The sequence below is a fragment of the Veillonella parvula genome (assembly GCF_047241225.1).
GTDB lineage: Bacteria > Bacillota > Negativicutes > Veillonellales > Veillonellaceae > Veillonella > Veillonella parvula_O.
On sequence record NZ_JBKTIE010000001.1, the window covers coordinates 528,980 to 553,256 of the forward strand.

Sequence of the window (24,277 nt, forward strand, 5' to 3'; positions counted from 1 at the left end):
CTAACTCCCACTGTGTTGATTATTCCATAGATTATAAAAGGCCCCTTTTAAGTTGATAAGCTCATTAAAAGATCCTTTTTCTATTATTTTACCATATTCCATATACACTATTTTATTGGCATCTTCTACTGTTGAAAGACGATGAGCAATACTTACGATTGTTTTACTACCTCGAATATTTTCAATACTTGCTTGAATTTGCTTCTCCGTATGACTATCGATATTAGCCGTTGCTTCATCTAGCAATAGAATTGGTGTTTTTTTAATCAAGGTACGGCCAAAAGCCAATAATTGTTTTTGCCCATCAGATAATAAGGAGCCTAAATAACCAACCGGTGTCTCATACCCTTCCGGAAGTTGTTCAATCATAGAATCCAAATTAACTTGTTTTGCTGCATTGATCATTTCCTCATTAGAAATTGATGTATCAAAAAGTGTTAAGTTATCTCTAATGGAACCCTTAAATAGATAAGCTTGCTGAAAAACATATCCCATTAAATGGCGAAGCACAGAATTGTCATATTTGGTAATATTTATACCGTTGATATAGATAGTCCCTCTTGTTGGTTTGTAGACCCCCATCAACAATGCTAAAAGTGTAGATTTACCACTACCAGAAGGACCTACAATCCCTATGAATTCTCCAGCTTTAATGTTTAATGTAAAGTCTTCTAGCGCATAAATGTCGTTATTATTATAGGAAAACCACACATGCTCAAATTCAATGGTCTCTATATGTTTAAATTCATCAGGAACTTCATTAGCCATCTGACGCTCTTCTTCCTCTAATAAGGGAACTAATCTTTCAGCACCAGCTAATGCACTTTGTAGTGAGTTATATTTATCTGCAATTTCCTTTAATGGTTGGAAGAATCGGTCCATATATTGGATAAAGGCAAATACTGTACCAGCGTCAGCTACAGAGTCTATTAAATTCGTAGTTATAAAAATAACAATTAACGCAACAAAGAATAGACCATCTACGAGTGGTCTAAAAATAGAAAATGTAGTAACTTCAAAAAGGCCTGCTTCTAAGAAACCTTTATTAACAGTATTATAACGTTCCTCAATTGCTTTTTCGCCACCATAGGATTTTACGATTACAATATAATTTAACAGTTCCTTGATACTCGCATTAGATGCAGCTACAGAGCGTCTTACCTGACGAAATGCTTTGCGGGAAAACTTTTGAAACACCCAAATAATTCCACCCATTATAGGTAATAAAATTGTCATGATGATAGCTAGGGGTACATTAATAGCATACATAAATCCTAATATACCAATAATCATCAAACCGCTACTAGCTAAATTCAAAATTACATCTGTATATAATGTACGTAATGACTCTACATCATTAGTGATGCGAGTTACCCAATTGCCAATCGGCAACTTATAAAATTCATCATGTGGTTTATTAAGAATCTTTTTAAAGACAATACTACGAATATTATAAATTATTTTTTGACCAAAACTTTTTAAAAAATAATTCTCTACAAAAATAAATAAAACACTACCAATTATAGTAAGTCCATACATTAGAGCATAGTATTCAATAACAGCGATATCATTAGTGGCAAAGCCAAGATCGATGACTTGCTTTGTTATATACGGTCGTAAAAGTAATAGCACTAAATTTCCTGCTAGCGCAACCGTTGCTAATAATAGAATACCTAAATAAGGCTTAATGTAGCCAGTTATATAGGAGAACAAAGCCCAGTCATTTCTTAGATTACGCTTCTTCATAATGGGCCTCTCCTTTCTGCGCTTCATATAAGGTGCGGTATAAACCATTGTTAGCTAATAATTCTTTATGAGTACCTTCTTCTACGATACGCCCCTCATCGAATACTAGAATTTTATCTGCTTTCTCTACAACCTCTAATCGCTGTGAAATACATAAAATTGTTTGTTCTTTTACATTATGTAATGTATTTAAAATAGTTGTAACTGTTACTGCATCTAAAGCAGAAAAACAATCATCTAGCAATAAATATGGTGCATTTTTATAAAAGCCGCGAGCCATATTGATTCGCTGCTTTTGTCCACCTGATAAATCATGACCTTCTTCAGCGAGCTCATGTAAATCATCGTTTAACAAATCGCCTAAATCTCTATATAAGTCTGCCTTTTGTGCCGCAACCTCTACAGTTTCGTGCATAGGTAAATTTTTACCAAATTTAATATTATCTGCAATGGTCGTACTTAAAAGGTAAGATTGTGTTGGCACATAAGCAATTGAGTTTCTAAGTTTTGATAAAGAAACAGCAGCTAAATCTTGATTACCAAAATAAATGGACTGTTCCGGACATTCTTGTAATCCAATAAGCAATTTAAACAATGTACTTTTACCAGAACCAGGTTTGCCAACTAAACCAATAAAAGAGCCTTTCGGTATTGTCGTTGTCACTTGAGATAATGCATGACCTTTAGAGTTTTCATAATTAAAATCTAAGTATCGGATGTGAATATCCTCAAGTGGCAATACCTCATCGGTATCATCTATTGTTTCAGTGGGCAAATGCAAGAAATCCATGATACGATCTAAAGAAGCAAGACCTTTTTGTACAATAGAAATAAGGCCTCCAAAGCCTATTAAAGGCCCTACAATTAACATTATAAAAGAATTGATTGTAACAAATTCGCCTATAGTCATTTTACCTTCTACAGCTAAATGTCCACAAATAAAAATACTAATACTGATACAGATAAAGGGTGCAATTCTTGTTAACGGTGTTAATATTGCATCTAGTAGTGCAACATCCATATTCTTCTTATAATTAAGTTTATTTATTTTTTCAAAAGAGTTAGATATAATGCTTTCACGATTAAAAGCGCGAATAACATCCATCCCTTGAAATAGCTCTTGTCCAAACTCTGTTAAATCGCTATAAGTAGCTTGTGCACTACGTTGTTTAATACGTAGCTTTCTGCCTAGTACAAATATAGTCACAATAATTAAGAATACAGGTGTCATAATTTTAAAAGCTAATACAGTATTAATCTTTTGAATTAATATTATGGAGCCCACAACGGAATAGAAAATAATATCCACTACAATCATTACACCTAGACCAAGGGCAACACGTAACGATGTTACATCGTTAGTCATGAGCGCCATAACCTTACCAGGTCCATTAGCCTCATAGTACGTTGTTTTTACTTGTAATGCTTTACTACACAAAATCTCACGAAAAAGATACTCCATGCGACGAATAGATCCTAATAGGGTTCTACGTGAAATAACTTTCAAAATAGTGATAATAATAAATAATAAAATAAAATAATAAATATAAGTAACTAAACCTTCCTTATTATTGCTCAATGTATCTATAGCATTGCCAATGAATTGAGGAACAAATAAAAAAGCCACATCAATTGCCATCAACATAGTTAAGCCAATGGCATAGATCCAGCCTTCACGCCGGAAAAACTGCATAAATAAATCTATTGGTTTCATAGGTCCTCTCTAATATATTCTATTAAGTCTAATTAAAATCATTGCCTATATAATCATTAGTATTATTATATTGTAATTGAATTTGAATCAATACTGTAAAAGCTAAATCAACAAACTTTATTATGTTAACTTTACTCTTTATAGTATACACATTTTTTATAATACATTAATACACCTATATGTATAATAGTTAGATTAAATATTTTTATCACAGCAGTAGTTGTATTTCAACAATATAAGTTAAATGACCTCTTTAAATTTTAATGGTAATCAATCTTAAAGTTTTTTCTAAATTAATACTATATCGAATTTTTTAGTTTACTTATAGTAATGTAAATGTTATACTATGCATATAAAGAAATTTTATCTTACATAATTAGAATTAAAACTCTTAGGAGGAATAAAACATGGAAAAACGTACTGGCGTAGTAACATTTGCAGGTGGCCCTATCACATTAGTTGGCCCAGAAATTAAAGTAGGTCAACAAGCTCCAGACTTCACTGTATTGAGTAATGACTTGCAAGCTAAAACTTTAAAAGACTTCGAAGGTAAAGTAAAAGTTATCTCCGTTGTTCCTTCCCTTGATACAGGTGTTTGTGATGCTCAAACTCGTTGGTTCAACCAAGATGCAACAGCTCTTTCCGAAGATGTAGTCGTATTGACAATTTCTATGGACTTACCATTCGCTCAAAAACGTTGGTGTGGTGCTGCGGGCGTAGATAAAGTTATTACTTTGTCTGACCACAAAGATGCTTCCTTCGGTGAAAACTACGGTTTCTTGATTGAAGAGCTTCGTCTTTTAACTCGTGGCGTTGTAGTAATCAACAAAGATAACAAAGTAACTTATGTTGAATATGTACCAGAAGTAACTCAAGCAGTTAACTTCGATGCTGCATTAGAAGCTATTAAAGCTGATATCTAATCTTAAGATTTTTGCTAATAGCTTAATATAAAGGTAAAAAGACCGTACGGTGTACGGTCTTTTTTATGTAGTATAGTATTTAGATTTTTATTGTAGGTGAATTATATATGTGGATTCGTATTTCTAAACTATTATTAACGATAAAAAATATAGCCCTTGTAGGCGTTGGTATTGCACTTTGTATTGCACTTATTAATACATTGATTAGTCTTGTCTATGTTACGTGGGCGAATATTCAAGGTTATAGTACATACTCTTTATTGATTGAAGAACTAATTACCTTCTTTCTATACTTTGAGTTTATTGCACTCATCGTTAAATATTTTAAAAATAACTTCCACTTTCCGCTTAACTTCTTTTTATACATTGGCATAACTGCAATTGTAAGACTTCTAATTATCAATCATGAATCATCATTTGATAATTTAATTTGGTCTGTTGCAATTTTTGTACTTGTATGTAGCTTAGTATTAGTAGAAAAATTTATTGGACATAACGAATAAAATTTAAATCGTTTTGTTTGAATATATCTAATTTATTTAGATATATTTAAATGAAAAATGGCCTCTACCGTAGTAGAGGCCATTTTTATTAATAAATTGATTTTATTAGAAGATATTTTTAGCGTAGTTAGCGTACTTAGCTTCTAATTCTTCCATTTTATCATTCATTTCGATTTGTAATTGGGATGCTAAATCATATTCACCATCATTAAGTGCATCAATTAAACGAGTGAATAAGGATTTACGATCATCACTATCTTTCGCAAGGTAGAAACGTAAGTCATTAACTTCTGCAAAGCGTTTATCATCTACACTATTTCGGCTGTCAGTATGAATTGCAACCATGCTACGAACTGTATCCAAATTGTTTGGGATTAAGCGGTTAGCCAATACTAGTTTCCAGCGTTTAAGAATGGAGGCAATAAAGGAGTCCATTAAATCTTTAGCAAATGCATTGCCTTGAGCCAATGTTTCTACTAATTCAGGATTATTTTGGTAACCCTTTATGTTTTCCCATACAGTAGCTGGAGCAACACCAAACATTTGATTACGTTCTTCTTGTGTGAAATCATCAAACACATCTTTTTCAGTACGGTATGCACGATTTGTAGCAAGATAATCAGATGTTTCACCTACTTCTTTGGAAAGCTCTGCTTCCAATTGAGCTTGTGTTTTACCAGATGTAATGGCATATTTCATACCATCAAATGCAGAAATAAAGATCAACGCTAAAGCAGTATATGTATTGGTGTAAGGATTTGGAGAACGCAATTCATAACGTGTCGCCATAGGATTATCGATATCTCGAATTAAACCGCAAAGGATTGTACGGTTACGGCTAGGTTCAGATGGATCAGTACCTAAAGATGTAACAATACATACTGGCGCTTCAAACCCAGGTTTTAAACGGTTTAAAGAATCTGTTGTAGAGCTGATGAATGGATTAATGGCTTCATAGTGTTTTAAAAGTCCCATAATTGCACCAATGCCTAAAGAGCTAGCAGATTCTTTACGCATATCTTCTGGGCTAAATAAGTTAACAACTTTACCAGATTTTAATTTAGCCATAACACCAAAATGAGTATGTTCACCAGAACCAGCTACACCAATTATTGGTTTTGCATTAAATGTTACATCAAGACCATTTTCACGGAATACTTCACGAACAATGATACGAGCTTGTAATTCATTATCTGCTGTTTGTAATGGATTATTTGAGAATTTCCAGTCGATTTCTAATTGTTCTAATACAACGGCTTCATGACCATCTTCATCAAGTTTAGCTTTAACGCCACCTACTTCTTTATGACCCATTTCAGCAACCATACCATATCTATCAAGACGTTCAACAGCTTGTTCTAATGCAGTGCGAACTGTACCATGAGTACGTTGCCAGTATTGTTCTTGTAATTTTTGGGATACGGATAATTCTTTTTTGGTAACTGTTCTAGATGGAGTTTTTACCCAGAATTCTAGTTCTGTTGCAGATGTGAAAATGATATCTACAACTTCATCAGCTTTCACATGCGGCATACCAGGTAAACCATGTTCTTTAATCAAAGCCAATAATTCAGCACGTACATAGTCGCAGCTGCGTTTTAAAATAGAACGAGAATCTACATAGCGATAGTTATGCATCAAGAATGCAGGAATACGAAGTGTACCAGTTGGTAATCCTGTAACAGGATCAATATTTTCGTAGTTGTAATCAACAAACCAGTTTACACTTGGATCGCCCCACATATCTACACGAGCATTATTTAATGTAGCAATATTTGTAAGTACTACAGAGGAACCATCTGTTTGAACAGCACGACCTTCAAAGAAAGATTCGTAGTCATCGAAGAATGCTGACATAGGAATCTTTTCATCAGTATCATTACCTGCTAAGTCAATACCTACAAGAGATACGAACTTGATTTCAGGATGTTGTTCTAATAATGCAAGAACGCCTTCTTTCCCATATTGACCCGCCGGAATGTAATATAATAATTCGTTAGTTGTCGACATATTTGTTCCTCCTAAAAGAAAAAGACTCCAACAAATAAATATATAAATCTATATATCTAAAGTGGAGTCTTCGTTGACCAATTATTTTATTGAGTTCATATTATCATATGTTGAAAATATATGTCAATAACTTTCTATAGAATTTCATTATTCTTTTAAAGTTACATCTAACACATCCAATACTATCAACTTTAATCAATAACTGTATATAGAATGGTCGTTGATATCACTATATATTATCCAAGTAATTCTTTAACAATATTATTGACAACCTTACCATCTGCACGCCCTTTTGTTTTTGGCATTACATGTTTCATAACATTGCCCATATTTACGTTATCACCACATGCAGCAATGGCTTCTTGTACAATTGTACGAATTTCATCTTCTTTCAATTGCTCTGGTAAGTATTTTTGCAATACAGCCATTTCTTCTTTTACATGACTAATTAAGTCCTCACGTCCCGCTTTTTCAAATTCTGTTAAGGAATCTTGACGAGTTTTCATTTCTTTAGCTAAAATGCCAAGAATGCCAGCATCATCTAGCTCAATTTTGTCATTGATTTCTGTATTTTTTATGGCACTATTGACCATACGAATTACAGATAACGCTGTTTTACCTTCTTCACGAGCTTTCATAGCTGCTTTCATATCTTCCTTTAATTGATCTTTTAAACTCATATTTCCTCCTTATGTATATAATAAAGAAACCCTAATTCTGGATTTCATAAAGCCATGAAAAGGCAGAATTAGGGTAATCATCTTATGCTCTGAATTTGCGTTTTCTTGCTGCTTCAGATTTTTTCTTTCTTTTTACGCTTGGTTTTTCATAGTGTTCGCGTTTTCTTACTTCAGACAAAACACCCGCTTTTTGGCAGGAGCGTTTGAATCGACGAAGAGCACTTTCAAGCGTTTCGTTTTTACCGACTTTGATTTCAGACATCTATATCCCTCCCTCCAAAAATAATCTCGGGAAGTGCTGATAATTTACATACGCACATATAATATTATATGTATAGGTATAGATGTTGTCAATATTTTCAAGTATATTTTATAGGTTTTTTAATGAGTATTATAAAAAGAATGCATAATACTCAAAATTAGGCTTCTGGCCAGCCCATCTCTTCTCCACCTAAAAGGTGTGCATGCATATGGAATACAGTTTGGCCTGCTTTTTCACCAGTATTAAAAATTAAACGATATCCATCTTTAGAGATACCAAGCTCTTTTGCTACATCACGAACAAATGGCAGTAACCCTTCAACATAATCTGCATTCTTTTCATTAAGATGTGCAATATTAGACACGTGATTTTTAGGTACGATTAATACATGAACTTTTTTTACAGGTTGAATATCATAAAAAGCATAGAATTTATCATTTTCTAACACTTTTTTAGACGGAATTTCACCATTGATAATTTTGCAAAAAATGCAGTCACTCATAATCTAACTCCTTACTCAATAATTAAATAATTATCTTCTAAACCTACAACAGTTCCACCAACGAGATCACCAATTTTACGTGTCCCATCAGACTTAACTTTACCATTTATATATTCATTTGTTAAGCCCATATAGTATCCATTCTCTTCCTTTTCGATGAGAATCTCACCAGGCTTACCAATGCGAGATTTTGCGTATCGTTCATAACCAGATTGGCTAAGGCCATTTAAAAGTGCTACACGAGTCTTCTTAACAGCTTCTGGTACTTGATCCGCCATGGTGGCTGCAGGTGTACCCTCACGAATGGAGTATGGGAAGGCATGAATGTGCGTAAATCCAATTTCACGTACTGTATTCAATGTTTCTTCGAAGTCTTCATCAGTTTCTTGAGGGAAACCAGCAATAATATCAGTTGTAATTGATAAATCTTTAATACGAGAACGTAAACTTGTAATTAAATCTTTATATTCTTGTAATGTATAATGGCGTTTCATCAACTTTAATACATGATCAGAACCAGCTTGTAATGGTAAATGTAAATGAGGACAAACACGTTTATTGGTAGCCATTAATTCTACTAACTCATCAGAAACCTCTACGGATTCAATGGACCCGAAACGAATGCGGTATAAATTAGGAATCTCTAATAAAGCTTTTACCACATCAGCTAATGTTGGACGACCTGGTAATTCGACACCGTAATTACCCAAATGTATACCAGTTAATACGATTTCATGGAATCCATGATCTACTAAACGTTTTGCCTCTTGTACAATATCATCAACTTTACGAGATTTTAATTTTCCTCGAGTATAAGGAATGATACAAAAGGCGCAATAGTTATTACAACCTTCTTGAATTTTCATGAACGCACGAGCTTTGTCAGATTCATTACCATATAACGGCATTTCCTCGAAGTTAGATTCCTTCATGATATCCCGAACAGCATTGATTTGTCGTTCTGTAGATTCTAATTGCTCTACTAATTCAACAATTTTAGAGCGATTATTTGTACCAATAACGAGATTAACACCATCTATAGCGGCAATCGCATCTGGATCAAGCTGAGCATAACAACCAGTTACAATAACATAGGCATCTTCATTTTGACGCTTTGCCTTGCGGATTAATTGACGGGATTTCTTTTCCCCCATATTCGTTACAGAACAGGTATTAATTACATATATATCAGCTTTTTCATCGAAGTCTACCGCTTCGTAATTATTTTGTAAAAATAAACCTTTCATGGCATCTGTATCATATTGGTTTACGCGACACCCTAAGGTTGTAAAAGCAACGGTTTTCATTGCACCTCTCTATTCTTATTTAATTTATAATTCTAATTCATATCGAATCATCGCTAACGATCCAATAGCAGCAGTTTCAGCCCGTAAAATTGTATTTCCCAGCGATACTGATTTTCCACCATATTTTATAATAGCATTGATTTCCTTCTCTTGATAGCCCCCTTCAGGACCTATACAAATTAAAACATCAGTTACAGACTTATCGGAATGTAAAGTTTTAAGTACATCTTTGATAGTCTGACCTGCTTCATTTTCATAGGCTACCAATTTCAACGCCTCAGATTCAATGTCTAATGCTTGTAAAAGCGTCTCTCCTACTACTAGTGTAGGCAAGTGATTTCGTCCACATTGTTGAGCTGCTTCTAGCATTATTTTTTCCCAACGATTTACTTTTGATTGAAGCTTTTTTTCATCATATTTAGCTACGCAGTTAGCTGTGGGCACAAGATAAATTGTATCCACATTTAACTCCGTCGCCTTTTGTAACACCCATTCTAGCTTTTCACCTTTTAATAATGATTGAACTAGAATAGTACGATACGATGCTAGATTTCCTTCTACATATTCAATCAGTTTTGCTTGAGCTTTACCATCTACTTCTGCTGTAATTTGATATGTACCACAACGATTGTCGCTGCCGGTTACAGTTATAGGCTTCTCCATATTATGGCGAAATACATGTAGTACATGATGGGTTACATCTTTTGGTAATTCTATTATTTCATCTAATGGTGTAGGAATAAAAATCTTTTTCATCGTTTTTCTAGCGCAAACGTATGCCAAGGCCCTGCAACGCGCTCCTCAATAATATGCCAATGAGCCTCAATATATGGCATGATTTCATCATAACGATCATCAATAATGCCACTAATAATCAAAATGCCCCTATCATCCAGTTTCTTACCAATTTGAGGTAATAGTATTTTAAGGGGATCCACTGTTAGATTAGCTAAAATTAATTGGGCAGTACCATTGAAATCACTATCCAAATTACCACAAATGATTTCAGCAGATACATGATTATTCTCACAGTTAATTCTAGCTTGATTTGCAGCATACTCTTCTATATCTATACCAACTAAATTTTTAATACCTAAATGGGCTGCTACTAATAAAAGAATACCTGTGCCAGTACCAATATCCAAACAAGTAACTGTATCAAGATCCATAGATTTACTATAGGATTTTAATAGCTCTGCACAAGTCCGTGTCGTCTCATGAGACCCGGTACCAAAGGAAATATCTGAATCAATTTCAATAATAATTTTATTATCTACATTATTGTATTCCTGCCATGCTGGTTTAATGATTAAGTTAGGTAAAATTTCTGTAGGTTCAATATACTGTTGCCAAGAGTTTAACCAAGTTGACTCATCAAGAATATCTGTATCTATTGATATAACCTTGATATTGGCCTCAGTAAGCCGTTTTACTAAATCCGCCTTAATCATATTCATATCGAGTGATATATCAGCATACATAGTTAATTTTATTAAATTAGGCTGATTTTCAACATCTTCTTCTATAATTCCATTGTCTGCATAATCGTCAAAAAGAGTAGTCACCTCATCGGTGGCTACTCTTTCACAGACAATGGATACTTCTATCCATTGCATATATGCTCCTTTATAGGGAATGTGATGGAACAAACCATTCCTTCACATGAGCTGTTCATTTAGTCAAACAGTCCTTGATTTTTTCAAAGAGACTTTTGCTCACTTGTAAGTTATTTACATCTTCATTACTTTCATTTGCAAAGCGTAACAATAGCTCACGTTGAGTGTCTGTCAACTTCTTAGGCGTTTGGACGGTTACCACAATGTGTTGGTCACCCCTTTGGTTAGGGTTACGCAAATATGGTATACCTTTGCCCTTTACGCGGAATGCCGTTCCCGTTTGAGTACCTTCCGGAATCTTTAACTCTACTTTACCATCTAAAGTGTTAACTTGTATAGTCGCACCAAGAGCAGCTTGAGCAAAGCTAATATTTACACGGCTAATAACGTCATTACCATTTCGTTCAAATTCCTTGTGAGGACGAACAAAGATATATACATAGAGATCCCCTTTAGGACCGCCTAAAATACCAGGTTCCCCTTCATTGGCTACACGTAAACGAGATCCGCTATCTACACCAGCTGGAATTTTAATGGAAATCTTCCGTTTAGCCAACATTTCGCCAGTACCACGGCATTTAGAGCAAGGTTTTTCAATGCTTTTACCCGTACCATGACAGCGGGAACAAGTGCGAACGGACTGCATACGTCCAAATGGAGTATTTTGAATAACCGCTTCTTGACCAGAACCATGACAGTTTGGACAAGTATCGACACGAGAGCCTGGTTCACCACCAGTACCATGACAGTGATCACATTCTTCATGACGATGCACTTCAATTTCCATAGATTTACCAAAGGCTGCATCTTCAAAGGAAATATCGATATCTTCACGCAAGTCATTACCTTTTTGAGGGCCTTGTTGTTGGCGTCCACCACCAAACATGCCACCAAAAATGTCGCCAAAGATATCACCAAAGCCTCCAGCTTGACCACCGAAACCGCCAAAGCCGCCTTGGAAACCACCGGCACCAGCGCCGCCTCCTTGTTTGAAGGCGTCGTGGCCGAATTGGTCATATTGAGCTTTTTTAGTTTCATCAGACAAGACTTCATAAGCTTCGTTAGCTTCTTTAAACTTTGCTTCCGCTTCCTTTGGATTATCTTTATTTACATCTGGGTGGTATTGGCGTGCCTTTTTACGGAAGGCTTTTTTGATTTCATCTTGAGAGGCATTTTTACTAACCCCTAGGATGTCATAATAATCTCGTGCCATTCGTTACCAACCCTTCTTATTTCTTGTCATCATCCACTACTGTGTAATCAGCATCAACTACATTGTCATCAGATTTTGTTTGTTGTTGACCTTGTTCAGCACCACCAGCTGCTTGTTGAGCTTGTTGAGCTGCTGCATACATTTGTTCTGCTAATTTATGTAATGGTTGTTCCAAAGCTTCACTATCTTTTTTGATGTCTTCGATATTGCCAGCTTCGATAGATTTTTTCAATTTATCTTTCGCTTCTTCTACTTCTTTCATCAAAGCAGCATCGCCTTTACCTTCAAGGTCTTTCAATGCTTTCTCAGCTTGATATACTAAGGAATCAGCATTGTTTTTAACATCTAATTCTTCTTTTCTAGCTTTATCTTCCGCTGCATGAGCTTCAGCTTCTTTAACCATGCGGTCAATTTCTTCTTCTTTCAAGCCGCTAGAAGAAGTAATGGTAATCTTTTGTTCCTTTTGAGTACCTAAATCTTTAGCTTTTACATGTACGATACCATTAGCATCGATGTCAAATGTTACTTCGATTTGAGGAACCCCACGAGGAGCAGCTGGGATACCATCCAAGTTGAAACGACCCAATGTTTTATTATCTGCTGCGAACTCACGTTCACCTTGCAATACATGGATATCTACAGATGGTTGGTTATCTGCGGCAGTGGAGAATACTTGAGATTTAGATGTAGGGATTGTAGTGTTACGATCGATAATACGTGTGAATACGCCACCCATTGTTTCGATACCAAGGGACAATGGCGTTACGTCAAGTAACAATACGTCTTTAACTTCACCTACTAATACGCCACCTTGAATAGCAGCACCAATAGCTACACATTCATCAGGGTTAACATTTTTAGTTGGTTCTTTACCCAATACTTTTTTGATTGCTTCTTGTACAGCTGGAATACGGCTAGAACCACCAACTAACAATACTTTATCGATATCGGATGCAGATAAGCCAGCATCACTCATAGCTTTACGAGTAGGTTCTATAGTAGCTTGTACCAAATCAGCAGTTAATTCTTCAAATTTAGCACGAGTCAATGTTACATCCAAATGTTTAGGACCAGTAGCATCAGCTGTGATAAATGGCAAGTTGATATTTGTGCTAGCTACGCCAGACAATTCAATTTTTGCTTTTTCAGCAGCTTCTTTTAAACGTTGATCAGCTAATTTATCATTGGATAAATCGATACCAGTTTCTTTTTTGAACTCTTCAATAAGGTAGTTCATAATGCGTTGGTCGAAGTCATCCCCACCAAGGTGGTTATTACCAGATGTTGCTAATACTTCAAATACACCGTCACCAAGTTCAAGGATAGATACGTCGAATGTACCACCACCAAGGTCAAATACAAGAACTTTACCATCTTCATCTTTATCTACACCATATGCAAGAGCAGCTGCTGTAGGTTCGTTGATGATACGAAGTACTTCAAGACCTGCAATGGCACCTGCGTCTTTTGTAGCTTGACGTTGAGCATCTGTAAAGTATGCAGGAACTGTAATAACAGCTTGTTTTACAGGTTCGCCCAAGTAAGCTTCTGCATCAGCTTTGATTTTTTGAAGAATCATTGCAGAAATTTCTTGAGGAGTATAAGATTTACCTTCTACAGTTACTTTGTAGTCTGTACCCATGTGACGTTTAATAGAAATGATTGTATTTTCTGGGTTAGATACAGCTTGACGTTTAGCCAATTGACCAACTAAACGTTCTCCATTTTTTGCAAACCCAACAACGGAAGGAGTTGTACGTGCACCTTCTTGATTTGTAATAACCGTAGGTTCGCCGCCTTCCATAACAGCAACACAAGAGTTTGTTGTCCCTAAATCAATACCAATTACCTTTGCCATAATATATACCTCCTAAAACTTTATAATCTATTCAACAACTTTTACCATTGCTGGACGTATACAACGACCATCAACAGTATAGCCAGTTTGCAAAACTTCACACACCGTATCGGATTCATATTCATCTGACGGTACACGCATAATCGCTTGATGGAAATTTGGATCAAATGGTTGACCCACAGCTTCAATAACAGCTAAACCATGTTTAGATAACATAGCCATCAAATTTTGATGAATCATAATGAATCCATCGAGGAATACTTTTGCTTCCCCTTCTGCAGGACTTTGAACGGCCCGTTCAAAGTTATCCAATACAGGAAGAAGGTCCGTTAATACATCCCCTTTTACATATCCAGCAAGTTGCTCTTTTTCTTGGTTAGTACGACGTTTGAAGTTTTCAAAGTCCGCTTGTAACCGTTTATATCGATTATCAAAGTCGGCTTTAAGTTCTTCTAACACTTGAGCAGCATCAGCCACAGCTTCTTCAGTTTTTTCAACAGTTGGTTCCTCTACATTCGTAGTATCCTCTGTTTCCTCCACTGTTTCTTGTTTAATGTCTTGTTCTTCAGCCATTATTTGCCCTTTCTGTTTTGTTCTTTTACCATAGTTTCCATTATATGTTTCATATGGGACAACATGCCGATGATACGTCCGTATTCCATCCGCGTTGGACCAAGAATAGCAAGAGTTCCGATAGGCTGATCTTGATTCGTAAAATCAGCTTGTACCACACTCATTGAATGTAGCGCTTCAGTTTCATTCTCAATACCAATCTTGACCTTAACAGGTGTTGGAGAATCATCTTTTAATAACTGTCCTAATTGATTTTGTTCTTCCACTAAGGAAAGCAAGGGTTGTACCTTCTCAACAGACTTAAACTCTGGTTGATTTAACAACTCTGTGGTACCTACCGAATAGAACAACTTACGTTTATTAATAGCTCGTAATAATGTCTCCGAAAGGATTAATAAAATTCCCTGCGGTCCTTCCATATGGACCAATATAGATCCTAAAGCCTCAGCCGTTACATGACCAATACTTACATTCTGTAGTGCATTGCTAAATTGTATGGCTAGACTTTGTAAAAGCTCTGGTGAAACACTTTCACCAAAGTACATCAACTCATTATCGAGTGCTCCTGTTTCAGTAATAACTACCATAATGGCTTGATGACTATCTAGCGGTAATACATGAATGTATTTGATTAATGCTCTATCATGGGCTGGTGCTAAGAATAAACTCATGCTATGACTTACCTGTGAAAGTAGTTTAGCCATATTTAGAAAGAGTTCACTCGTTGATCCATTGGAACGCTTCCATAACATTTCAATTTTTTCAGCATCCTGTAATGGAACAGGTTGTCGACTCAGCATAGAATCAACATATAAGCGATAGCCCTTAGCTGAAGGAATACGTCCAGCCGATGTATGAGGTTGCTCTAAATAGCCTAATTCCTCTAAATCGGACATTTCGTTCCGCACCGTAGCAGGACTGATGCCAAGATCATAATTTTTAGCAATCGTTCGAGATCCTACAGGTTCTGCGGACTTAACATAGTCTTCAATTATGACTCGCAAGATGCGCTGTTTTCTTTCATCCATAATGACACCTCTTGTTAGCACTCATTAACTTTGAGTGCTAATCGCATGTATAATATTACCATATTAAAAAAAATTGTCAAGCTAAAAAATGCCAAAAAAGTCAAATAATATCAATTTAGTCAAAAAGACAAATCAATATTTTTGATTAATTAGTCAAAAAATCAAAGTGCAACAATAAGAAAACACTTATACTATCTACATTTATGACATATCCCAAAATTTAAAGATTAGAATATGTAGTTCTAATAAAATTTCTATTATTAAAACCTGAAATAGTATAAGTGTTTATATATAATAATTTAGTTGTCAATAAACTCTTAGTTAAAATACTTTTTTGGCCCAAGAATTTACGGACTATAAACTATAAATCAATTAGAACTAAAATGTACTAATTGATTTATAGTTCTACCCCTTCTAATGGATTGCCAAGACGCTCTAACAGTTTCCCCATACGTTCACGAGGTTCACCATATTTAGCATACCAATCAATCAAAATATCTACAGCTTTTTTAGATTGCTCAATAGTTAGTTTTCTTGCTAAAATTTTTCCTGCTTCAGGTCTCATGCCTGTATTACCACCAACAGCCAACATAAAACCTTGAGATGTACCGATAAAGGCAATATCCTTTACCATTGCATCTGGGCAGTTACGTCCACATCCACTGATGCCGATTTTGCACTTGTGAGAGGTTTTTCGGCCGTAATGTTTTCTCTCTACATAATCAGCCAATTCTTTAGTTTCCATTTGTCCATTTTTACAATGGCCTTTACCTACACAAGCAATTAAGGAATTAACACCTCTATGAATAACAGTGGTCACGCCATCAGGCAATTCAGAAATAAACTGCTCTTTATCATCTTTTTCAATACCTGTAATTTGTATACCTGTTACAACATGACGGAAGGATCCACCATATTTTTCAGCAAGTTCTATGCATGCTTTCATTTGATCTAAAGTAAATTCATTATGTAAACCGTGTAATATTACAGATGTCTTCATCGCTCCTCCTCAAATCTAGCATGCTTATTCACCATCATCCTATTTATACTAACATATTAGATTTTGAGAAACTGTGAGAAATTACTCACGAATAAATTGACTAAATACATAGTTCCCATGCTTGGCACCTTCAGCGGTTAAATGATAACTTCCATTTTGATACTCTAATAGACCTTTACTAACTAAATCATCTAAAGCAGTACCAAATAAATCATGGACAGATACGCCAAATTTATCTTCGAATTTTTGCTCATCAAGGCCCCATTTAGTGCGAAGGGCTAAAAAGGAAAAATCCTCTTGAGCTCGCTCTAAAGTAATCGTCTCCGTATCAATAGTAGGCATAATATATCTGTCAACAGATTGTATATAGGGCATTACATTACGATTATTACTACGGCGTACTCCGTCATAGAAGGAATGAGCACCAGCACCAAAGCCTAAATAATCTATATAGTGCCAATATTTTAAATTATGACGACTATAGGAATTAACCTTGGCGAAATTTGAAATCTCATATCGTTCAAAACCCAATTCTTTTAAACCAGCCATCATTGTATCATACATTGATTCATCTATACTTTCACTAGGAATGAAAATAAGATTTTTCTGAACTAAATGATATAAATAGGTCCCCACTTCTACTTGTAATCCATAAGTAGAAATATGATTAATAGGCAACTCTTCTACGACTGCTAAATTACGTTTAATATCGTCTAAGGATTGTCTTGGTAATCCATAAATCAAATCAATATTAATATCAGCAAAGCCCGCCTCTTTAGCATCATAAACGGCTTGTTTTGCCTGTTCCCCGTTGTGACTGCGATGAAGCATGGTAAGTGCCTTATCGTCAAATGTTTGAACACCAAAGCTAATACGATTAAAACCAAATTTAACTAATTTCGTTAAATAATGTAAATTTACTTCCCCAGGATTCGATTCAATAGTCATATGACAATCGTCAGTAATTGTAAAAGTGTTTTTGATTTTATCAAGAATCATCTGTAGATGTTGAATCGATAATTCTGTAGGCGTACCTCCACCAAAATAAATTGTATCAATAGCTTTAGATGTTGACTCTGGATGTTCAGAGACCCATAAATCGATTTCTTGAACTAAAGCATATACATAGGTTTCGTAATAATCTTGTAAATTTTGGTAAGCAGGAAAATCACAATACATACATTTCTGTTTACAAAAAGGGATATGGACATATAGCCCCATATCCCTCAGTGTAGACAGATTCAGAATATCAGAATCTGTTTTCATTTTATTAGTCCTCAACCTTGAGAATAGCCATGAATGCTTCTTGTGGAATCTCTACGGAACCGACAGACTTCATACGTTTCTTACCGGCTTTTTGTTTTTCAAGTAATTTACGCTTACGAGAGATATCGCCACCGTAACATTTTGCCAAAACATCCTTACGCCAAGCTTTTACAGTTTCACGAGCCACAATTTTTGTACCTACCGCCGCTTGAATAGGAATTTCAAACATTTGACGAGGAATCAATTCTTTCAATTTCTCAGCTAATGCACGACCACGTGCAGCTGCACGGTCTTTGTGTACAATAATGGACAATGCATCCACAGGATCTCCATTTAAGAGAATATCCATCTTAACCATTGGAGATTGTTTATATCCAATCAATTCGTAGTCAAGGGATGCATAACCTTTTGTAGCGGATTTTAATTTATCAAAGTAATCATAAATGATTTCACTCAATGGCAAGTGATAAACGACAGATACTCGTGTTTCATCCAAATATTCCATAGATTGATATTCACCGCGTTTATCTTGGGACAACTCCATAATAGTACCAACAAAATCTTTAGGTACTATTGTTGTAGCCTTTACATAAGGCTCTTCAATGTAATCAATTTCCGTTGGAGGTGGTAATTTAGCAGGATTATCGACTTCGAGCATTTCCCCATTTGTTTTGTACACTTTGTAATTTACAGATGGAGCCGTCGTAATAAGTGTCAAATTATATTCACGTTCTAAACGTTCTTGAATTACGTCCATATGCAAAAGGCCGAGAAACCCACAACGAAAACCAAAGCCCAATGCCAATGATGTTTCTGCTTCATATTCTAAGGCAGCATCATTAAGCTGTAACTTTTCTAATGCATCTCGAAGGTTTTCATAGTCTTTAGACTCTGTTGGGTAAAGGCCACAGTACACCATAGATACAGCCTTACGATAACCAGGCAATGGCTCAGTTGCAGGATTATTAGCTAATGTTACAGTATCGCCTACATGGCAATCTTTTACATTTTTGATGCTAGCTGCAATACAACCTACTGAGCCACATTGTAATTCTTGCACAGGTACAAGATTGGGAGTAAAAATACCGAGTTCTGTAACATCAAAGTCCTTTTTATCATGCATCATGCGAATTGTATCTTTTGCTTTTATAGACCCTTCTTTTACGCGGACATAAGCAATAGCACCTTTATACGCGTCAAAACGGCTATCAAAAATCAAAGCTCTTGTTGGCTCATCAGATTTATCTGGTGGTGCAGGAACTTTATTTACAATAGCTTCTAAAATATCAGGAATACCGATACCTGATTTGGCAGAGCATAATACAGCATCAGATGCGTCTAAACCAATAATATCTTCAATTTCTTGTTTAACGCGATCAGGATCTGCTGACGGCAAATCAATCTTGTTAATAACAGGAATGATTTCAAGATCATGTTCTAAAGCGAGATATACATTTGCCAACGTTTGTGCTTCCACACCTTGTGCAGCATCGACTACGAGTAATGCCCCTTCACAGGCTGCAAGAGAACGAGATACTTCATAGCTGAAATCGACGTGGCCTGGAGTATCGATGAGATTCAAAATATATTCTTCACCGTCTTGCGCTTTATACAAAATACGAACAGATTGCGCTTTAATAGTAATGCCGCGTTCACGTTCAAGGTCCATGGAGTCCAAAACTTGAGCCTCCATTTCACGTTTTTGTAATGTACCAGTATATTCAATTAATCTATCAGCGATGGTTGATTTACCATGGTCGATATGAGCTATAATACAGAAGTTTCGAATCTTTTTCGTTGACATACTATGTAAACAAGTTCAAAGAACTTGCATTCTCCTTTCTAACATACGCGATCGATAACAGCACCTCCCAATAATTGAGTGCCATTATAAAAGGCTACAGACTGACCTGGGGTAATAGCCCGTTGTGGTTCTTCAAAAATAACCTCCATTGTATCGTCATCTAAAATACGTGCTGTGCAAGGAGAAGGGTTAGCTGCATAGCGAATTTTTCCTTCTGCCTTCAATTCCTTATGAATTGTATCATCTAAGAAGTTATAGAACTTACAAATCATACGATTTGTAAAGAGACGTTCATTAGGACCCACGATGACCTCATTACGATCCCCATTAAATCCAATAACATATAAAGGGTGTTTATAAGCAATACCAAGGCCTTTACGTTGACCAATCGTATAATTAAATAAGCCGTTGTGCTTACCTAATACCTCACCATCTTCGGTAACGATATTACCAGACTCTGGCTTACCCTTCATTTCTTCTACCACTAGCTTTTGATAATTCCCATGAGGCAAGAAACAAATATCTACGCTATCTGGTTTTTTAGCGACTGGCAAATCATATTCAGCAGCTAATTTACGTGTTTCAGTCTTACATTGACCACCTAATGGAAACATAAGATGACTCAAAATACGTTGGTTCATATTGTACATAACATAACTTTGGTCTTTTGTAGGATCAACACCTTTATGTAACTCATATAGACCTGTTTCTTCATTATAATTTACTTGTGCATAATGACCAGTTACCATATGTGTGGCACCTAATTCAAGAGCACGATTGAGCATCAAGTCAAACTTGATGTTCTTGTTACAAAATACACAAGGATTTGGCGTACGACCATAGGCATATTCTTTTACAAAGTAATCTACTACGTTTTCGTAGAATACATCACGAGCATCGATAACATGATGCTCGATACCAAGAAAATCACACATCTTCTTAGCATCAGTTACGGCAAGAGGCACCTCATCATAAGGCGTACCACTCACCCATAACCATAGGGTAATACCAAATACTTTATAGCCTTGTTTTAATAGCATTGCAGCAGTTAAAGAACTGTCTACGCCGCCACTCATAGCTACAGCGATAACTTTTTCCATACTTTCTCCTTTTAATGATCTCTTGATCATAAAACTAATCAGGGTGAAAGCCTGACGTGTAAAACACTAGTTCGGTGTAAAAGTCCGAGTAGTATTGCTATAAAATTATAGCAACTTATATTATAGCCTAGAAATAGGTATATTGAAAAGATTTGAAATAAAAAGAATCCCTTTCACAAAAGAAAGAGATTCTAAACATTATCTATGTTTTAATAGTTCTTCAGCAGCTCCTAAAATACCAAGCATGGAATGTTCAAACACTAGGCCACCCTGCATGAAAATTGTATATGGTGGACGTATAGGACCATCGGCACTGAGTTCAATAGAGGAACCTTGTACAAAGGTACCACCAGCCATGATGATTTTATCTTCGTACCCAGGCATATCCCCAGGAATAGGATGTACGTGAGCATCTACAGGAGAATAGGCTTGCATACCTACACAGAAATGCTCCATTTCTTCCCCATTTTTCAGATTAATGGCTTGAATCAAGTCATAGCGATCAGCATTTACCTTAGGGAATACATCATAGCCTAGTAACTCACCTACAGCAGCCGTATATACAGCACCTTTAAGAGCTTGTAATACTACGTGAGGTGCCATAAATAAACCTTGGAAGAACAAGCGATAACCAGGAGCATATGAACCCATATGATCACCAAGTCCAGGAGCTGTCAATTGATATGCTGCATCCTCTACAAGGTTTTCTCTACCAACAATATAACCACCAGTTGGTGCTAAACCGCCACCTGTATTTTTAATGAGAGAGCCAGCCATAATATCAGCACCAGCTTCTAATGGTTCTTGCAGCTCTGTAAATTCACCGTAACAATTATCTACGAAACAAATCGTTTTAGAATTTTTAGCTTTTACAGCATCAACAATAACCTTAATATCTGCAATAGATAAAGGTTCACGTGTGCTATAGCCTCGAGACCGTTGAATGACTACTACCCGCGTATTATCGTTAACAGCGTTAGCAATAGCTTCAACATCATAAGTATTATCTTTCAATGGTACCTCAGTATAGGTAAAGCCTTTTTCTACTAAAGAACCACGTACTTCACGAGCGGCACCGATAACAGATTGCATCGTATCATAAGGAGCCCCTACGGCATAGATAAACTCTGTCCCTTTAGAGCCATTTCCCATCAAAGAAATTAATGTAGTAGCTAACGCATGTGTACCAGAAACAAAATGAGGACGAACGATAGCCTTTTCACCTTTAAATACATAGGCAAATACTTCATCTAATTTCTCACGCCCTACGTCGTTATATCCATAACCAGTAGTACCAGTGAAATGATAATCAGATACTTGGCATTCCTTAAAGGCTTCTAATACTTTTTTTGTATTGGCCAATGCAATAGGTTCAAATTTCTTAAATTCTGGTTCAGCCATTTCTAGGGCTTTACTACGTATTTCTTCTAATGTCATGCTAATCCTTCTCTACGGATTAAATCCATAGCTTTATTAAATATAAAATCTTTAGATGTATTGCTATCAATATGTATCCATTCTATATATGGCATACGTTTATACCATGTAATTTGGCGCTTAGCAAAGTGACGTGTATTCTTCTTAATTAAGTCACGACACTCATCTAATGTTATATTGCCATTTATATAGTCTACAACCTCTTTATAGCCAATACCTTTAAAAGCTTGGCAATCTGGATTCACTCCAGATTTTATGAGTTGTTCCACCTCTTCAATTAAACCCACATCAAACATCATATCAACCCGTAAATTGATACGTTCATATAATTTATCACGATCTCTCATGAGACCGATGACAGGCCCTTTATAGGATACACCATCTTTTGTCTGATTTCGCAACGAATCTACATCACCATGATGCAATATCTCAATAGCTCGATACAAACGATGTTTGTCGCTATATTGTATCTCTATATTATGCTCTTTACCTAATGTGAAAGCATAGTCTCGTAAGCCTTCAATACCTTTTGTACTATAGAGCTCATCAAGTTCTGCTCGCAAATATTCGTCAGGTTTAACATCATTAAAGTTGTAGTTCTCCAATAATGATTGGACATACAGTCCTGTACCACCAGACAGAATAGGAAGAATATTTCTATCTTTTAATCTTGCAATTATTTCTTTAGCTTGATCTTGAAAAATAGATACCGAATATGAATCATTTGGATCCAGTATATCGATGAGATGATGTTTCACCCGATTAAGTTCATCCACCGATGGTTTAGCGGTACCAATATTGAGTTGTTTATAAACCTGATAAGCATCACCAGAAATAACCTCAGCATGCAGATGTTCTGCTAAGTCCAAGGTAAGATCTGTTTTGCCTACCGCAGTAGGTCCAACGATGGTAATTAAGGGATTCACAATAACTCCTTCATATATACTCCATAACCTATACGGCTATATTTTCCCCCTACCCATTGGTGAGGTGGATATTTCTGAAAGACAGAACTAAATGGTCGTTCTTTAATAATAACACCATAAGAGGCAACACGCATAGCTTCCTCCATAATTTTATCATCAATACGACTTTCCACAGTATGTCCACGAAGTGGTTTAAATTGAGGACTATCCTCTACAGGGACCTCAAACATAGGATCAAAATAAATAATATCTATACTTTCATCTGGTAGATTAGGTACATAGTTTTCAAAGGTATCATAACTTACCTCAATACGACGTAATGCGTCCGTCACACTTTTCACATTATGCGAATAATGAGCTAAACCATAAGATGTGGCAAGCCATATAGATAGAGAACCTTCTAGACCTTTTATTTTAGCCTGAGGAAAAGCATAGCTCATGACGATACTGTCACTACCAAGACCAATTGTACAATCAAGAAACGAAAATTCTTCTTTATCAGTTATTTCATTAGTACTTAGTATTGTCTGAACAGCATTAATTAAATGATCTCCTTCTCCACGTTGCAAACGTAGTATACGTAATTGAGCCATGGATAAATGAAAGCTATGTTGCTGATTATCAGGAAAATGAATAGTTAAGCCATTACCAGAAAGAACAGCAATAAAATCACATGGATGAGCATTAAATAATGCTGGTATAGATAATTTTTCTCTTTTTATATAGGCCATATGCATAGAGGAAGCCAAAGCTTTGGCTTCCTCTTGAATGGCCTCATTAGATTTTTGAGCTGTAGTTAATATATTCAT

The 24,277-nt window shown here is 35.8% G+C and carries 22 protein-coding genes; 2 read left to right on the forward strand and 20 right to left on the reverse strand.

Annotated features, from left to right (window positions below):
• Positions 1–1,746 carry an ABC transporter ATP-binding protein gene (locus ACLRYO_RS02465; protein WP_120054762.1) on the reverse strand — a complete coding sequence of 582 codons (1,746 nt, stop codon included), beginning with the start codon at positions 1,744–1,746 and terminating at the stop codon, positions 1–3.
• Complete coding sequence (locus tag ACLRYO_RS02470; RefSeq protein WP_120054761.1) at positions 1,733–3,460, reverse strand: ABC transporter ATP-binding protein; 1,728 nt, start codon at positions 3,458–3,460, stop codon at positions 1,733–1,735. Before ACLRYO_RS02470 ends, ACLRYO_RS02465 begins: the two co-directional genes overlap by 14 nt.
• Before the next feature lie 407 nt (positions 3,461–3,867).
• Between ACLRYO_RS02470 and tpx the strand changes: the two genes are divergently transcribed.
• Positions 3,868–4,383 (forward strand): thiol peroxidase, encoded by a 516-nt coding sequence (gene tpx, locus ACLRYO_RS02475; protein WP_008600893.1) that lies wholly within the window; start codon positions 3,868–3,870, stop codon positions 4,381–4,383.
• A gap of 107 nt (positions 4,384–4,490) precedes the next feature.
• Positions 4,491–4,886, forward strand: coding sequence for a phosphate-starvation-inducible protein PsiE (locus ACLRYO_RS02480; protein ID WP_004695756.1), 396 nt, complete (start codon positions 4,491–4,493; stop codon positions 4,884–4,886).
• 105 nt (positions 4,887–4,991) lie between these two features.
• On the opposite strand, the gene ACLRYO_RS02485 is transcribed toward ACLRYO_RS02480, so the two are convergent.
• The 18 genes from ACLRYO_RS02485 to ACLRYO_RS02570 form a co-directional block, all read right to left on the reverse strand.
• Positions 4,992–6,896, reverse strand: coding sequence for a glutamine synthetase (locus ACLRYO_RS02485; RefSeq protein ID WP_004695754.1), 1,905 nt, complete (start codon positions 6,894–6,896; stop codon positions 4,992–4,994).
• Between the two features lie 236 nt (positions 6,897–7,132).
• Positions 7,133–7,576: a GatB/YqeY domain-containing protein gene (locus ACLRYO_RS02490; protein WP_004695753.1), complete on the reverse strand. Its 444-nt coding sequence runs from the start codon at positions 7,574–7,576 to the stop codon at positions 7,133–7,135.
• Between the two features lie 82 nt (positions 7,577–7,658).
• Positions 7,659–7,838 (reverse strand): 30S ribosomal protein S21, encoded by a 180-nt coding sequence (gene rpsU / locus ACLRYO_RS02495; protein ID WP_004695751.1) that lies wholly within the window; start codon positions 7,836–7,838, stop codon positions 7,659–7,661.
• A gap of 157 nt (positions 7,839–7,995) precedes the next feature.
• The gene (locus ACLRYO_RS02500) at positions 7,996–8,340 is read right to left on the reverse strand and encodes a histidine triad nucleotide-binding protein (protein ID WP_004695748.1); all 345 of its coding nucleotides are present in this window, start codon (positions 8,338–8,340) and stop codon (positions 7,996–7,998) included.
• Between the two features lie 11 nt (positions 8,341–8,351).
• A complete protein-coding gene (gene mtaB / locus ACLRYO_RS02505; protein WP_004695745.1) occupies positions 8,352–9,647 on the reverse strand; it encodes a tRNA (N(6)-L-threonylcarbamoyladenosine(37)-C(2))-methylthiotransferase MtaB in 1,296 nt (431 codons plus the stop codon).
• Positions 9,648–9,671: 24 nt separating this feature from the next.
• Positions 9,672–10,403, reverse strand: coding sequence for an RsmE family RNA methyltransferase (locus tag ACLRYO_RS02510; protein WP_004695742.1), 732 nt, complete (start codon positions 10,401–10,403; stop codon positions 9,672–9,674).
• Entirely contained in the window at positions 10,400–11,263 is an 864-nt protein-coding gene (locus ACLRYO_RS02515) for a 50S ribosomal protein L11 methyltransferase (RefSeq protein WP_008713878.1), read from the reverse strand. The genes ACLRYO_RS02510 and ACLRYO_RS02515 overlap by 4 nt, the downstream gene beginning before the upstream one ends.
• A gap of 55 nt (positions 11,264–11,318) precedes the next feature.
• The gene (gene dnaJ, locus ACLRYO_RS02520) at positions 11,319–12,476 is read right to left on the reverse strand and encodes a molecular chaperone DnaJ (RefSeq protein WP_004695739.1); all 1,158 of its coding nucleotides are present in this window, start codon (positions 12,474–12,476) and stop codon (positions 11,319–11,321) included.
• A gap of 16 nt (positions 12,477–12,492) precedes the next feature.
• The gene (gene dnaK, locus ACLRYO_RS02525) at positions 12,493–14,334 is read right to left on the reverse strand and encodes a molecular chaperone DnaK (RefSeq protein ID WP_004697142.1); all 1,842 of its coding nucleotides are present in this window, start codon (positions 14,332–14,334) and stop codon (positions 12,493–12,495) included.
• A gap of 27 nt (positions 14,335–14,361) precedes the next feature.
• On the reverse strand, positions 14,362–14,907 hold the full coding sequence (gene grpE / locus ACLRYO_RS02530; protein WP_004696996.1) for a nucleotide exchange factor GrpE: 546 nt from the start codon (positions 14,905–14,907) through the stop codon (positions 14,362–14,364).
• The gene (gene hrcA / locus ACLRYO_RS02535) at positions 14,907–15,935 is read right to left on the reverse strand and encodes a heat-inducible transcriptional repressor HrcA (RefSeq protein WP_101928258.1); all 1,029 of its coding nucleotides are present in this window, start codon (positions 15,933–15,935) and stop codon (positions 14,907–14,909) included. The genes grpE and hrcA overlap by 1 nt, the downstream gene beginning before the upstream one ends.
• Before the next feature lie 397 nt (positions 15,936–16,332).
• The gene (locus ACLRYO_RS02540) at positions 16,333–16,935 is read right to left on the reverse strand and encodes a nitrite and sulphite reductase 4Fe-4S region (protein ID WP_024061690.1); all 603 of its coding nucleotides are present in this window, start codon (positions 16,933–16,935) and stop codon (positions 16,333–16,335) included.
• 81 nt (positions 16,936–17,016) lie between these two features.
• Positions 17,017–18,201 carry a radical SAM family heme chaperone HemW gene (hemW, locus tag ACLRYO_RS02545; protein ID WP_120054760.1) on the reverse strand — a complete coding sequence of 395 codons (1,185 nt, stop codon included), beginning with the start codon at positions 18,199–18,201 and terminating at the stop codon, positions 17,017–17,019.
• Positions 18,202–18,205: 4 nt separating this feature from the next.
• A complete protein-coding gene (gene lepA / locus ACLRYO_RS02550) occupies positions 18,206–20,005 on the reverse strand; it encodes a translation elongation factor 4 (RefSeq protein WP_128113903.1) in 1,800 nt (599 codons plus the stop codon).
• 38 nt (positions 20,006–20,043) lie between these two features.
• On the reverse strand, positions 20,044–21,105 hold the full coding sequence (mnmA, locus tag ACLRYO_RS02555) for a tRNA 2-thiouridine(34) synthase MnmA (protein WP_004695727.1): 1,062 nt from the start codon (positions 21,103–21,105) through the stop codon (positions 20,044–20,046).
• Between the two features lie 198 nt (positions 21,106–21,303).
• Positions 21,304–22,542 carry an aminotransferase class I/II-fold pyridoxal phosphate-dependent enzyme gene (locus tag ACLRYO_RS02560; protein ID WP_278618081.1) on the reverse strand — a complete coding sequence of 413 codons (1,239 nt, stop codon included), beginning with the start codon at positions 22,540–22,542 and terminating at the stop codon, positions 21,304–21,306.
• On the reverse strand, positions 22,539–23,468 hold the full coding sequence (gene miaA, locus ACLRYO_RS02565) for a tRNA (adenosine(37)-N6)-dimethylallyltransferase MiaA (protein WP_278618079.1): 930 nt from the start codon (positions 23,466–23,468) through the stop codon (positions 22,539–22,541). The genes ACLRYO_RS02560 and miaA overlap by 4 nt, the downstream gene beginning before the upstream one ends.
• Entirely contained in the window at positions 23,465–24,277 is an 813-nt protein-coding gene (locus ACLRYO_RS02570; protein ID WP_316708446.1) for a class I SAM-dependent methyltransferase, read from the reverse strand. Before ACLRYO_RS02570 ends, miaA begins: the two co-directional genes overlap by 4 nt.